11 protein-coding genes are annotated in these 13,616 nt (G+C 73.2%); 9 read left to right on the top strand and 2 right to left on the bottom strand.

Translation table 11 applies throughout. The annotated features are described in order from the left end of the window. The first annotated feature begins 95 nt into the window (after positions 1–95). On the top strand, positions 96–1,313 hold the full coding sequence (locus ACFWEP_RS10595; RefSeq protein ID WP_387368566.1) for a hypothetical protein: 1,218 nt from the start codon (positions 96–98) through the stop codon (positions 1,311–1,313). Positions 1,314–1,328: 15 nt separating this feature from the next. Here ACFWEP_RS10595 and ACFWEP_RS10590 read toward each other — a convergent pair whose 3' ends face one another. Then, positions 1,329–3,473: a DPP IV N-terminal domain-containing protein gene (locus tag ACFWEP_RS10590; protein WP_387368564.1), complete on the bottom strand. Its 2,145-nt coding sequence runs from the start codon at positions 3,471–3,473 to the stop codon at positions 1,329–1,331. Positions 3,474–3,688: 215 nt separating this feature from the next. On the opposite strand from ACFWEP_RS10590, the gene ACFWEP_RS10585 reads away from it, so the two are divergent. From ACFWEP_RS10585 to ACFWEP_RS10555, 7 genes are all read left to right on the top strand, one after another. Beyond that, positions 3,689–3,883, top strand: coding sequence for a hypothetical protein (locus tag ACFWEP_RS10585; protein ID WP_266708674.1), 195 nt, complete (start codon positions 3,689–3,691; stop codon positions 3,881–3,883). 161 nt (positions 3,884–4,044) lie between these two features. After that, on the top strand, positions 4,045–4,959 hold the full coding sequence (mshB, locus tag ACFWEP_RS10580; RefSeq protein ID WP_387368562.1) for an N-acetyl-1-D-myo-inositol-2-amino-2-deoxy-alpha-D-glucopyranoside deacetylase: 915 nt from the start codon (positions 4,045–4,047) through the stop codon (positions 4,957–4,959). Beyond that, positions 4,956–5,426 carry a DUF6113 family protein gene (locus ACFWEP_RS10575; RefSeq protein WP_387368560.1) on the top strand — a complete coding sequence of 157 codons (471 nt, stop codon included), beginning with the start codon at positions 4,956–4,958 and terminating at the stop codon, positions 5,424–5,426. Before mshB ends, ACFWEP_RS10575 begins: the two co-directional genes overlap by 4 nt. A 175-nt stretch (positions 5,427–5,601) precedes the next feature. Next, complete coding sequence (locus tag ACFWEP_RS10570) at positions 5,602–7,692, top strand: hypothetical protein (RefSeq protein ID WP_387368558.1); 2,091 nt, start codon at positions 5,602–5,604, stop codon at positions 7,690–7,692. Positions 7,693–8,003: 311 nt separating this feature from the next. Then, on the top strand, positions 8,004–8,939 hold the full coding sequence (locus tag ACFWEP_RS10565; protein WP_387368556.1) for an ABC transporter ATP-binding protein: 936 nt from the start codon (positions 8,004–8,006) through the stop codon (positions 8,937–8,939). A gap of 227 nt (positions 8,940–9,166) precedes the next feature. Continuing rightward, complete coding sequence (locus ACFWEP_RS10560) at positions 9,167–9,853, top strand: ABC transporter permease (protein WP_328723665.1); 687 nt, start codon at positions 9,167–9,169, stop codon at positions 9,851–9,853. Next, a complete protein-coding gene (locus tag ACFWEP_RS10555; protein WP_387368554.1) occupies positions 9,850–11,040 on the top strand; it encodes a sensor histidine kinase in 1,191 nt (396 codons plus the stop codon). Before ACFWEP_RS10560 ends, ACFWEP_RS10555 begins: the two co-directional genes overlap by 4 nt. 36 nt (positions 11,041–11,076) lie before the next feature. Here ACFWEP_RS10555 and ACFWEP_RS10550 read toward each other — a convergent pair whose 3' ends face one another. Beyond that, positions 11,077–12,504 (bottom strand): hydrolase, encoded by a 1,428-nt coding sequence (locus ACFWEP_RS10550; protein WP_387368552.1) that lies wholly within the window; start codon positions 12,502–12,504, stop codon positions 11,077–11,079. 333 nt (positions 12,505–12,837) lie between these two features. Between ACFWEP_RS10550 and ACFWEP_RS10545 the strand changes: the two genes are divergently transcribed. After that, positions 12,838–13,455, top strand: a complete 618-nt coding sequence (locus tag ACFWEP_RS10545; RefSeq protein WP_387368550.1) for a DNA-binding response regulator — start codon at positions 12,838–12,840, stop codon at positions 13,453–13,455. Positions 13,456–13,616: the final 161 nt, after the last annotated feature.

Raw genomic sequence — 13,616 nt, 5'->3', positions numbered from 1 at the left:
GGCAGGGACGACGTCATGTCGTCCCTGCCGGTTTCCCGTTCCGGAGTTGAGCGGGCCCCCTTGTCGGGGGAACCCGGGCGGTGGAGTATCGCCGCGTGACACTCACACGGGGAGCTCGCATCACCGGTACGGCCCTCAGCGCCGTGCTCGCACTGATCACCGCCGGCTGGATCGTCCGGGACCTGCGGGTCCTCCACGGTCCCGGCCCGCTCTGGGACATGTGGTCGGGGCTGCCCGAGGGCTTCTCCGCCGCGATGCCCACCACGACCGGGGGCACCCTGGTCCTCCTGCTCGTCCAGGTCGTCACCGCCTTCGTCGTGCCCCGGTCGCCGGTCGCGGCCGCCGCGCTGGTCGCCACCGGCACGGCCACGCTGCTGCTCCGGCTTCCCGGCGTCTGGATCACCACCGCCTCGTGGATGGCGGGCCGCTACTCCGACGAACTCCGCGTACGCGCGCTGATCCTCACCCTCCTGACCCTGGCGGTCTCGGTCGCGATGATCGTGACCGCCACGGTCGGCCGGCGGCCCGCCGAGGAGGTGGGGCTCCCCGCGCCGACCCGGCCCACCACGGGGGCCGCGATCGTCGCCTTCCTCGCGCTCGGGATCTCCGGCGTGGTGGTGATCGCGTGGGAGGTCCGGCAGTACTCCGTCTACCCGGCCGAGGTCTACCCCGCCTGGTACCTCGGCGGGCACGCGATCAGCGCCCCGCTGTTCGACGCTCCGGCCGGCTGGTCCACCGTGGCCGTGGCGCTGCTCGCCCTGTTCGCCGGTGCCGCGGCACTCGCGCGCGCCGTGCACTCCCGGCCGTTCGCCGCGATCGCCGCGGCCTTCCTGCTGTTCTCCGGCGGCATGAGCATCGTCCGCGGTGTCCGGCTGCACCTGTTCGGGATGTTCACCGACGCGGGGATCGAAGGCCAACTGAGCATGATCTCCTGGGTGTTTCTCGCCCTCGCGGGGGTCGTGGTACTCCTGGCGACCGCCCGCCGGGGGCGTCCGTCCGCCGGGGGCGGACCGGTGCAGGGCTGGGGGCCGGGCGCTCCGGGGTACGGCTACCCGCCCCCCGGGCCGCCCGGCCGGGCCCCCGGCTACGGCTACCCGTACCCGTCGTCGGCCTCCGGCTCCGCGTACCCGGGCACGCCCGGCTACGGCTACCCGCCCGCCGGGTACGGCCCCGGACAGGACTTTGGACAGGGTCCGACGGAGGGCTCCGGTCCGGGCCCCGGCCAGGGCTACGGGCCCGGCCAGGGCGGCGGCTTCGGCCAGGGCGGCGGCTTCGGCCCGCCGCCGCCCTCGTCTCCGCCGCCCGGCTGGTGATCCCGGTGCCCGGGGTCAGCCCGCCGCGGGCGCCTCTGCCGACGGCAGACCCAGGGACCGCTTGAGGAAGTCCACCTGGAGCAGCAGCAGGTTCTCCGCGACCTCCTCCTGCGGGGTCATGTGCGTCACCCCGCTGAGCGGCAGCACCTCGTGCGGGCGTCCCGCCGCCAGCAGCGCGGAGGAGAGCCGCAGCGAGTGCGCGACCACCACGTTGTCGTCGGCCAGGCCGTGCACGATCATCATCGGCCGTACGGTGTCCGCCGGTTCGGACAGCCCGCCGTCGGTCACCAGCGAGTTGCGCGCGTAGACCTCGGGCTGCGCGGCGGGGTCGCCGAGGTACCGCTCCATGTAGTGGGTGTCGTAGAGGCGCTGGTCGGTGACCGGAGCGCCCACGACGGCCGCGTGGAACACGTCCGGGCGCCGCAGCACCGCGAGGCCCGCGAGGAAGCCGCCGTACGACCAGCCGCGCATCGCCACCTTCGACAGGTCCAGCGGGAAGTCACCGGCCAGCGCGTGCAGGGCCTCCACCTGGTCGTCCAGGGTGAGGACCAGGTTGTCGAGCACGGCCTTCTCCCAGGCGGGGGAGCGGCCCGGGGCGCCCCGGCCGTCCGCGACCACGACCGCGAAGCCCTGGTCGGCGAACCACTGGGAGGTGAGGTGGGCGTTGTACGCGGCGACCACCCGGCGGCCGTGCGGGCCGCCGTACGGGTCCATCAGCACCGGAAGCGGACCGTCCGACTCCTGGTAGCCGGTGGGCAGCAGTACGGCGCACGGGATGCGCCGCGCGCCCCCCTCGGCGAGGGTGAGCCGGGGCCGCAGCCCGGGTTCCTGGGCGTGGTTCGCCACTTGGGCGACCTGCTTGCCGTCCCGCAGGACGCGGGCGGTCGCGCCGGAGCGCTCCAGGGAGGTGGAGAGCAGCACCGTGAGAGGGCCGGAGCGGACCGCCGAGTGGACACCCACCCCCTCCGACACCCGTTCGACGCCCAGTTCGTTCACCCGGTACACATGGCACTCGCCGATCTCCGGCGCGGCCGCCTCCTCGCCCGCCACCGCCAGCACCAGGACGTCCGACTCCCCGATGTCCAGCACCGCCTGGAGATGCAGCCGCGCCCCCGTCAGGGCCCGGTCGCCCACGTGCAGGACCCGCGCCCCGCCCTCGTCCGCGATCCGCACGAGCCGCCCGTCCGGCGTCCAGGCGGGCACCCCACCGAAAAGATCAAGCCACGCCGGGTCCTCTTCCGCGTGCACGGTCCGGGTCGCCCCGGTCGCCGGGTCCACCGCCAGATACCGCTGACCGCGCTGGTCGCGCGCCTGCACCAGCAGCAGCGGCGCACCCGCCGACGACCAGTGCACCCGGGCCAGATACGGGTAACGCGCCCTGTCCCACACCACCTCGGTGCGCCCGCCGGCGAGGTCCGTGACGAAGAGCCGCACCTCGGCGTTGGGCGTCCCGGCCGCCGGGTAGGCGATCTCGGCCGGCCTGCGTTCCGGGTGCGCGGGATCGGCGATCCACCAACGCCGGACCGGGCTGTCGTCCACCCGGGCCACCAGCAGCCGGTCCGAATCCGGCGACCACCAGAAGCCCCGGTCGCGGCCCATCTCCTCCTGCGCGATGAACTCCGCGAGCCCGTAGGTGAGGTGCTCCCCCTCCGGTTCGGCCACCGCCCGGTCGTCGGTGCCGTCCGCGCCGACCACCCGCAGCGCACCCCGTGCGACGTAGGCGACGTGCCGCCCGTCGGGGGAGGGCCGGGGGTCGATGACCGGTCCGGGGACCGGCAGCGCGCGTGCCGTGCCCGCACGCAATTCAGCCACGTACACCTTGCCGGAGAGCGCGAAGGCGGCCAACTCCGCCTCGCCGTCCAGCGCGTACCCGACGATGCCGGAGCCGCCCTCACGTGCGCGTTCGCGCCGTGCCCGCTCCTGGGGCGAGAGCTTCTCCGCCGAACCGCCCAGCAGCGCCTCGGGGTCGGCGGCGAGGCGCTCCTGGCCGGTGGAAGGGTCCAGTACCCAGAGCCGGTTGACCGGATCCGTGCCCGAGGTGGAACGCAGGAAGACCACCCGCGTCCCGTCAGGTGAGACGGAGAAGGCCCGGGGTGCTCCCCGGGTGAATCGTTGGGTCCGGGCGTGCTGACGGGGAAAAGACAGCTTCTGCGAGGTCATGGGCCGAAACCTAGCCCGGGGGCGGTCGTCCGTGCGCCCCCTCGTGCTGCCGTGACCCGGACAATGCCCTGGCACGGATAGTTATGATCCGTAGCGCTCGGTGGGTAGGAACCTGCTGGGCTCTTCGTTGCTGCCCGACTGCTGTCCGTTCAGACCCGATGTGTTTGATCTGTCCCGATGTTCCGTCGCGACCGTACTGATGGAGGTGAACCGCCGTGGCACTCTCGATTTCGGCGGTAGTGCTGCTGGCGATCGTCGTCTTCCTGCTGATCCGGAAATCCGGGCTCAAGGGCGGACACGCGGCGATCTGCATGCTGCTCGGGTTCTATCTGGCGAGTTCTTCCATCGCCCCGACGATCGCGGACCTCACGTCGAACGTCGCGGGCATGATCGGCAGCATCAAGTTCTGACGGCCCGCGAGGCCCGTCCCGGGGCCTCGGCCGCCCGGTGTGCGTGCGAGGGCCCCCAGCGGTGCGTGGGGGCCCTCGGCGTACGCCGGGAGCGGTACCGCACGTGTGAACCGAGGACGCCGACGTCCCCGAGGGGGAACCGGGCTCGTAGGGTGGTCCTCATGAAGGACCTTCCCGCCCGCCGTCTGCTCCTGGTGCACGCGCACCCCGACGACGAGTCGATCAACAACGGCGCCACCATGGCCAAGTACGTCCACGAGGGCGCCCACGTCACGCTGGTGACCTGCACCCTGGGCGAGGAGGGCGAGGTCATCCCGCCGTCGCTGGCGCACCTCGCGGCCGACCGGGACGACGCGCTGGGCCCGTACCGCGTGGGTGAACTCGCCGCCGCCATGAAGGAACTGGGGGTCACCGACCACCGCTTCCTGGGCGCTCCGGGCAGGTACCGCGACTCCGGGATGATGGGCACCGAGCAGAACCACCGGCCCGGCGCCTTCTGGGACGCCGCCGTGGACGACGCGGCGGCCCCGTTGGTGGACGTCATCCGCGAGGTCCGTCCGCAGGTCCTGGTGACGTACGACCCCGACGGCGGATACGGCCACCCCGACCACGTCCAGGCGCACCGGGTGGCGACCCGGGCGGCCGAACTCGCCGCCGATCCCGGGTACACGGGCGGTTCCGGCGCTCCGCACGCCGTCGCCAAGATCTACTGGAACCGGACGCCCCGCCCGGTGGCCGAAGAGGCGTTCGCCCGGCTCCGGGCCGAGGCGCCCGGGGTGTTCGCGGAGATCGCCGACATCGACGACGTGCCCGGCGTGACCGAGGAGTCCGTGATCACCACGGAGATCGACGGTTCGGCGTACGCGGAGGCGAAGGCGGCGGCCATGCGGGCGCACGCCACCCAGGTCGCCGTGCACGGACCCTGGTTCACCCTCTCCAACGACAAGGGCCAGCCGCTCTTCACCACCGAGTACTACCAACTCGTCCACGGTGTCCCCGGAGGTGGCGGGGAGCGCGAGAGCGATCTCTTCGCGGGCCTGCCCGAGGCCGGCGCCGGCACGGGGGCTCGGTCATGAGCGTGAAGAAGAACCGGGCCCGCGCCGAGGCCCGCGCCCCGCGCACCAACGCCCCGCCCCGGGCGCCCGAGCCCACCGGGATGGCGGCCCCGCTCAACCCGCGCCGGATCGGCGCCTACATCGCCCTCGCGATTCTCGGGGCGCTGGTCGCGGTGGCCGGTGCGCTGGTCCAGGCGGCCTGGTTCCCCGGCGGCCTGCTGCTGGGGCTGGCCGGCGCGGCGGGCGTCTTCTACGCCGGTCGCCTCCTCACCCGTACGCAGCTCGGCGCCTTCGTGCCCGCCGCCGGCTGGCTGGTCGCGGTCGTCGTGGTGCTGAACGGACGCCCGGAGGGCGACTTCTTCTTCGGGGGCGGCGACGAGATCGCCCTGGCCCTCTTCGTCCTCGGAGGGATGGTGGTCGCTGTGATCTGCGCCACCTTTGCCGGGGGGTCGATTTCGGCCAACGACCAGGAACGTTCAGGCCGGTGACATGCCTTGAGCGGCAGCTCGTGGGCGTTCGCCGGTGTGAGGTGCCGGTGGAGGTTTCCACCGGGCGTGAAACGCCCGTGCGCGGCGGCCAGTATGGTGGTGCGCGCGCCGAGCCGTCCCCTGGCCTGCGGCATGGGGGAAGTACGGGCGGCGGAGCCAATCGGGAGAACCTGCTTTGAGTCGTGAAACTGACAGTTCGTCCTCCGGGCCCCAGGGGCGCGGTGGTGCCGCCTATCCCTCGGGCACGCCGCCGTACGGATCACGCCAGTACCCGTCGTTGCACCCGACGCAGGACGGCGCGGAACCCGCACCCGAGCCCACCCCGGATTCCCCCCGGTCGTCACGGTCCGACGAGCCCAGGACCGAGACGACCCTGACGACGCGCATCCGGATCAACATCCCCGGGTCGCGGCCGATCCCGCCCGTCGTGATGCGTACGCCCATGGCGGAGGGCGACAGCGCCCCCGACCCCGAGCGCACGGCCGTCATGCCGCTTCCCGGAGCGGGCACCCCCGCCCCGGGGCAGCCGTCGGGCGAGCCGGCCGCGGAAGCCCGCGACGGCGGTGACTCCGAGGGGACGCCGGCCGAGCCGCCCGCCAAGGAGAAGCCCACCAGCGACTGGTTCGCGCCGCGCAAGGCACCCGCCGCCCCCTCCGTGCTGGACGCCCCGAGCGGCCCCGCCGGTGGTCCTTCCGGGGGAAGCGTGCCGGGCCCGGCGGGAGCGGACACGCCGGGCGGCCCGCGTGCCGAGTCGCCGTACTTCTCCGACGGCCCGCAGGGCGGCTTCCCCGCCGCTCCTCCGGCCGGCCGGAGCGCCCTGGACAGCATCGACGCGGACCTCGCCGACTCGGGCCGGCCCACGCCGGAGTCCGGGGTACGCGCCTCCGGCCCGGCCGGTTCCACGACCGGACCGACGGCCGGCACCGCCAGCTTCCCGTCCGTCCCCGGAGCCGGTAACCCGGGTCCCGGGGCCTCCGGTCCCGGAAGCCCCATCGGCCAGGGCCGTCCCGGCCTCACGGTCCCGGGCGTCCGGAACACGCCCGCGGCCCCCGGTCCGCAGGGCGGTCCCGGCGGTACGGGCTCCGTCCCCCGGCTCTCCGACGACACCGCGATCCTGACGCCTCAGGTCCCCGCGCCCGTCCCGGGCGGCGGGCACGTCTCCGGTGACACCCTCACCGGCGGCATCCCCGTCGTGCCCGGCGGCGCACGGCCGTTCCCGCCCCGCTCCGAGGGGCCGGACGGGCCGAGTCCCGTACCGCAGGGCCCCTCGGGTCCCAGCACCCCGCGTCCCGCCCCGCAGACCGCCGCGCCCGCCCGCAAGGGCCGGTCCAAGACGGTGCTGCTGGGCGTCGCGGTCGTCGTCCTGGCGGGCGTCGCCTACGGCGCGGGCCTGCTGATGAACCACTCCGAGGTCCCCAAGGGCACCACGGTCCTCGGCCTGGACATCGGCGGCGGCACGAAGACCGAGGCGGTGAGCAAGCTCGACGCCGAGTTCGGCAAGCGGGCCCAGGCGCCGCTGAAGCTGTCGGTCGACGGCAAGCAGACCGAACTCTCCCCGGAGAAGGCCGGTCTGGCGCTGGACAGCGAGGAGACCGTGCGCGGCGCGGCGGGCAGCGACTACAACCCCGTCTCCGTGATCGGCTCCCTCTTCGGCGGGGCGCGCCCGGCCGACCCGGTCATCCCGGTCGACGAGGAGAAGCTCGCCGCGGCGCTCAACGCCCTGGCCGGTGTCTCCGGTTCCGCGACCGACGGCACCATCAAGTTCGAGCCGAACAAGGCCGAGCCGGTGCCGGGCAAGGCGGGCAAGGGGATCGACGTCAACCAGTCGATCGTCGCCGTACGGGACGCCTACCGCGCCCAGGTCCAGACGGGCACCTCCGCCGTCGTGGAACTGCCGGTCGTCACCCGCCAGCCCACCGTCACCCAGGCCGAACTCGACCGGGCGATGAAGGAGTTCGCGGAGCCCGCGATGTCCGGCCTGATCACCGTCAAGGCCGGTACCGCGTCGATCGACTTCGGCCCGGCGCGCTCCCTGCCGCAGATCCTGTCGATGAAGGCGGTCGACGGGAAGCTCGTGCCCTACTACGACAAGCAGGCCATCGAGACCCTCTGTGACGGCGTCTTCGACGGCGTCATGGCGACGAAGGCGGACGGCAAGCAGCACCAGGTCGGACCCGACGACGTGGCCAAGGCCATGCAGCAGGCGCTGCTCGGCAAGACCACCGCCGAACGCACGGTCACGATCGACCTCACCGGCCAGGGCTGACCGGCCCTCGCCGCACCGCACACGCACACCGCCCCGCCCGGGTCCCGTATCCCGGGTGGGGCGGTGTCGTGCCGGGGGCGCGCCGGTGTCGTACACGGGTTGGGCGCGCCGGTGTCGTACACGGGTCGGGCGCACCCGGTGTTCGCACGCGGGGGAGGACCCGGCGGTGTACCCGCAGGCGTACCCGTGAGGCCTCCGGGCCGGCCGTCACCTTCCGGGCGGTGTGTCACCGGCCCGGCATGACATCTGTCATCCCCGATCACAGCCCGCCGACCCTGCCGGGCGCGCCCCCCTTCGGCGAGGCTGTACCCATGACAACGACAGTCACCGGAGCGACCGCCGCAGCCACGGCCGTGGTCAGCTTCGACCAGGTCAGCAAGGCGTACGGCGACGTGCGCGCGGTCGACGGACTCCGCCTCGACCTGCACCCCGGCGAGACCGTGGCGCTGCTCGGCCCCAACGGCGCGGGGAAGTCCTCCACGCTCGACCTGCTGCTCGGGCTGCGGACGCCGGACAGCGGCACGGTCCGCGTCTTCGGCACCACCCCGCAGGCGGCCATCGCCGCCGGGCGGGTCGGCGCGATGCTGCAGAGCGGCGGGCTGATGGAGGACGTCACCGTCGAGGAGATCGTCCGGCTGGCGTGCAGCCTGCACCCCCGCGCGTACCCGGTCGGCGAGGTGCTGGCACGGGCGGGTATCGCGCCGATCGCGGGCCGGATGGTCAACAAGCTCTCCGGCGGCCAGGAGCAGCGGGTGCGGTTCGCGCTCGCCACCGCCGGGGCCGCCGACCTGATCGTGCTCGACGAGCCGACCACCGGCATGGACGTCACCGCGCGGCAGGCGTTCTGGGCGACCATGCGCGAGCAGGCCGATCAGGGGCGTACCGTCCTGTTCGCCACGCACTACCTCGAAGAGGCCGACGCGATCGCCGACCGCGTCCTCGTCCTCCACAAGGGCCGGCTGCTCGCCGACGGCACCGCCGCCGAGATCAAGGCCAAGGCGGGTGTCCGCAGGATCTCCTTCGAACTGGAGGGCACGATCGACGAGACCGCGCTGCGCGCCCTGCCGTTCCTCTCCACGCTCGACGTCACCGGCGACCGGGTACGCATCCAGTCGCAGAACGCCGACGCGACCGTCCACGCGCTCTACGGCCTCGGCGTCTACCCGCGCGCGCTCGAAGTCACCGGACTCGGCCTGGAACAGGCCTTCGTCGCCATCACCGAGGCCGAGGAGGCCAGAACCGCATGACGGACGAGACGAGCACGACGGACACCACGACCAGGGCGGCCGTGACGACCACCGCCGACGCGACGACCGCCGCACCCCCGGCGCCCGCCGTGAGCGCGGCCGGTGCGGTGGACACGCGGGGCGGGAAGCGGGCTTCGGGTACCGAGGCCGGGGTGAGCTGGGCGAACCTCTTCTCCTGGGCGCTGATCCGGCTCGAAGTGACCCGCACCCTGCGGAACAAGAAGTTCATGTTCTTCTCGATCCTCTACCCGTCGGTGATCTACCTGGCGGTCTCCAGCACCCAGAACACCACCGGCACGGTCCCCGGCACCGAACTGACCATGCAGGCCTTCTTCATGGTCGCGATGGCCTCCTTCGGCGCACTGACCGCCGTGCTCATGGGCAACAGTGAACGCATCGCCAAGGAGCGCGAGAAGGGGTGGGTGCGTCAGCTCCGCCTGACCGCGCTGCCCGGGCACGCCTACGTCCTGGGGAAGATCGCCGGCGCCGCGATCGTCACCCTGCCGTGCATCGTGGTCGTGTTCGTGGTGGCCGCCGGGGTCAAGGGCGTACGGCAGGAGGCGTGGCAGTGGTTCGCGCTGGCCGGGGTCATCTGGGCCGGATCGCTCGTCTTCGCCGCCCTCGGAGTGGCCATCGGCTACCTGGCCAGCGGTGACGCGGTCCGTCCGATCACGATGATCATCTACTTCGGGCTCTCGATCCTCGGCGGACTGTGGATGCCCGCCTCCACCTTCCCCGACTGGCTCCAGAACATCTCCCGCTGGCTGCCCACTCACGCGTACGCCGCGCTCGGCCAGGCCATCGAGACCGGTGGCGCCCCGCACGCCCGGGACGTCCTCCTGCTCTGCGCCTACTTCGTGGTCTTCGCGGGCAGCGCGGCCTGGCTCTACCGGAAGGACACCCTGAAGGCGTGAGCGACGACGACACCTGGGTGGGCATCGGGCGCCCGCCGGCCGACCGCCGACAGGTCGGTATGAAGCTGCTCTGGATCTGCATCTGGCTGGCGTTCATGAGCGCCCCGGTCAAGGACCTCGCCGACGGCGGCCACAGCGGGTGGGGCACGGTGCTCGGCTCCCTCGGTCTGGCCGCGTTCGTCGGCGTCTACCTCCGCCTGGTCTTCCGCTACACCGCCCGGTCCCCGATTCCGGTCCGGGCGGTGGGGCTCCTCACCGTGCCGGTGACGCTGGCGGTGCTGACCGTCCTTGCGACCGTCCTCAGCCTGACGCTCGGGCTTCCCTGGCTGGTGCTCTTCGTCTACGTCAGCGTCTCCATCGGCGCCGGCCTGCCGCTGCGGACCGCCGCCTGGCTGATTCCGGCCGTGACCGCGCTGATGGTGGGGCTCGGCCTCGCGATCGGCGGCGACGGGGCGCGGGGGCTGATCATCGCCCTGGTCCCGCCCGCCCTGCTCGTCGGCTTCGCGATGACCGGCGTACGGCAACTGGTCCGTACGACGGTCGAACTGCGCGAGGCCCGTGCCACCGTCGCCCAACTCGCGGCCAACGAGGAACGGTTGCGCCTCGCCCGCGATCTGCACGACCTGCTCGGCCACTCGCTCTCGCTGATCACCCTGAAGAGCGAGCTGGCCGGGCGGATGCTCCCCGGCCACCCGGACCAGGCGGCCCTCCAGATCGCTGACATCGAGCAGGTCAGCCGCCAGGCCCTGGCGGACGTGCGCGACGCCGTCACCGGCTACCGCCGGCTCACCCTCGCCGGTGAAATCGCCGGAGCCCGTACCGCGTTGGCGGCGGCGGGCATCACCGCAGAGGTCCCCACCGCCACCCCGGCCCCGGACACCCTGCCCGCGGGCTCCGAGGAGGCCCTCGCCTGGGGGCTGCGGGAAGCCGTCACCAACGTCGTACGCCACAGCGGGGCCGGGACGTGCGCCATCGGCCTCACGTCCCGGCAGACCCTCGCCGGCCGGTTCCTGGAACTCACCGTCGCGGACGACGGCCGGGGCGGGGCGGGCATCACCCCCGGCAACGGCCTCACCGGGCTCCGCGAACGCCTCGCCGCCGTGGACGGCACGCTCACCGCCCGCCCGGCCGACACCGGCCGGGGCTTCCGGCTCACCCTGAGCGTGCCGCTGGGGGAGTGTCTCTGAGGGCTGTCCCGCGCTGCCCGTCGGGCGGGCGGCGGATCACGCGTTGAGCCTCACCGCTTCGATCCACAGGTTGTTGTCGCGGGTGCCGGCGTAGGTGAAGTCGTAATCGTCGTCGGGGTTGTCGTCGCAGGTCATGGGGAGCCAGTCGCCGTCGTGGACGTACGTGCTCTCGCAGACGCTGGTCTTGCCGCCGCCGACCGCGATGGTGAACCCCCGCAGCCACAGGGCGTCCTTCTCGGTACTGCCGAGGTAGGCGTCGGTGCCGTCGACGGCGTACTGCCACGTGTAGGGGAAGTGCTGCTCGTCGGTTCCCGCGGGGTTGCGGGTCATGGCGTTGCCGCCCGAGCCGTCGGTTTTGGACGACGCGACGTTGACCGAGGTGATCTGGTCGCCCGAGCCCGGCGTGCCCGCCGTGTCGCCGTCGCACGCGGCATCGGACCAGCCGTGGTCCCTCGTGTGGACGCGGTAGCAGATGTGCCGTTCACCGGGCTCCTCCGCGGCCTTCTGCCGGACCGCGGTCGCCGCGGTCCGCTCCTCGGTCTCGGTCTTCTTCTCCTCGGAGCCACCGCCTCCCGCCCCGCCCTCGTCCGCCTCCTGCGTCGCGGCGGCCGGGGGAGCCGCGGTCGGGGCGGGCGCGGCCTTCGGCGCCTCGGGGAGCGGCGAGGGCGAGGGGGGCGCCAAGGTGCCGACGGCGGTCTCCTGGGGCTTCTCGGTGGCGGTGCTGGCGACGCGGGGCGAGCGGGTGAGCCAGAGCATCACGAACGCGATCACCAGAGCGAGGAGAACGCTCAGGAAGGCCGCCAGCCAGCGCGGCAGGACGCTCCGCTGCACGTAGGTGCCCGCCACGTCCAGCGGCACGGCACCCGACCGCTGCACCGCCATGGTGTACGGCCGGTCCGCCGCGGACCCGATCCAGGTGATCTGCCGCGGCTTCAGCGTCGCCTTCAGGAACGCCGCGCGTCCCGGCTCGATCTGCACATTGCTCGGACTGATGTCGTACGACAGCTGATCACCGTTGTCGCTGCCGCGCACCGACGCCGTCAGCTTGGTGTTGCCCAGGTTGTCCACGGCCAGCCTGGGGCGTCCGCGGAAACGGCCCTTCACGGTCGGCGGCACCAATTCCGCCCGCATCTCCGTGAACGGGGTGACAGTGAGGTTCCCCTCCGGGACGGTGGTGGCCTGCGGATGCTCCGTCGGCGTGACCTTCACCGCGTACGGATGAGGACCGGCCGCCGCGTCCGGCGTGCGCGGCGGGGAGAACGTCAGCTCGACCGTCCCCGTCGTCCCCGGGAACAACCGCAGGGACGGCGGCTCCACGGCAGCCCAAGGAGCGAGTGAGCCCACCACTTCGAAACGGTACTCGTCCACCACGTCACCGGTGTTGCGCAGACGCAACCGCACGGTCGTACTGTCACCCGGGTCCACGGTCGCGGAGGCAGGTTCGAGAGAGGTCCAGAGGTTCACCCATGGACGTTAAACGCGACATCGGTGCCGGGTCAGGAAGCCACCGGGCACGATGGGTGCCCGAAGGGGCGGAGCCGGTTGCCCCCCTGCCCCGGGCGGCGGCCGACCGCTCCCGATCCCATGGTCCCGGTCCGCGGGAACGGTCCGGGGTTCGTCGAACAGCCGAACAGTCGAACGAGGATCGGGACTTGGGGTCCGGGTCGCGAGAGGTCCTGAGCGGCGGGGCCGGCGGATCGAGGGCGGACGGCTTCCGCCGCCGCGGGCGGGTCACTCACCGGAGGGTTCGGCCCGCACCGCGCCGCCCACGGCTGGAGGGCGACTAAAATCGCCGGAATGAGCGAGAGCGTGATCCGACTCCTCCTCGCCGAGGACCAGTCCATGGTGCGGGAGGCCCTCGCCGCGCTGCTCGGGCTCGAACCCGACATCGAGGTGGTGGCCCAGGTGGCGCGCGGCGACGAGGTCCTCGACGCCGCCCGCGCCCACGCCGTCGACGTGGCCCTGCTGGACATCGAGATGCCGGGCATGACCGGCATCGAGGCCGCCGGGGTGCTGCGCCGCGAACTCCCGTCCGTGAAGATCGTGGTGGTCACGACCTTCGGCCGCCCCGGCTACCTCCGGCGCGCGATGGAGGCGGGCGCCGACGCCTTCCTGGTGAAGGACGCGCCCGCCGCCCAACTCGCGGCAGCGGTACGGAAGGTGATCGCCGGAGAGCGCGTCATCGATCCCGCCCTGGCCGCCGCCGCGCTCGCGGAGGGCGCCGACCCGCTGACCGACCGCGAACGGGACGTGCTGCGCGCCGCGGCGGACGGCTCCACCAACGCGGAGATCGCCGCCGCCCTCCACCTCTCGCACGGCACGGTCCGCAACTACCTCTCCACCGCAATCCAGAAGACCGCCGCCCGCAACCGCTCGGACGCGGTACGGATCGCGGCGGCCAAGGGCTGGCTGTAGGGCCGCTTCGGAGGACCCGGGCCACGGGAGCGGGCCCCGGAACCCGGGTCTTGAGTCTCGGAGTTCGAGTCTCGGGGTTCGAGGTTCGAGACTCGGGGTTCGAGGTTGGCTGTGGGGCTATCACTCGTTCGAGGGATCGGGAGAGGTGCTCGGCCCGACGC

It is taken from the genome of Streptomyces sp. NPDC060198 (assembly GCF_042728415.1).
Classification (GTDB): Bacteria; Actinomycetota; Actinomycetes; order Streptomycetales; family Streptomycetaceae; genus Streptomyces.
This window is presented reverse-complemented; position numbering and strand designations above follow the sequence as displayed.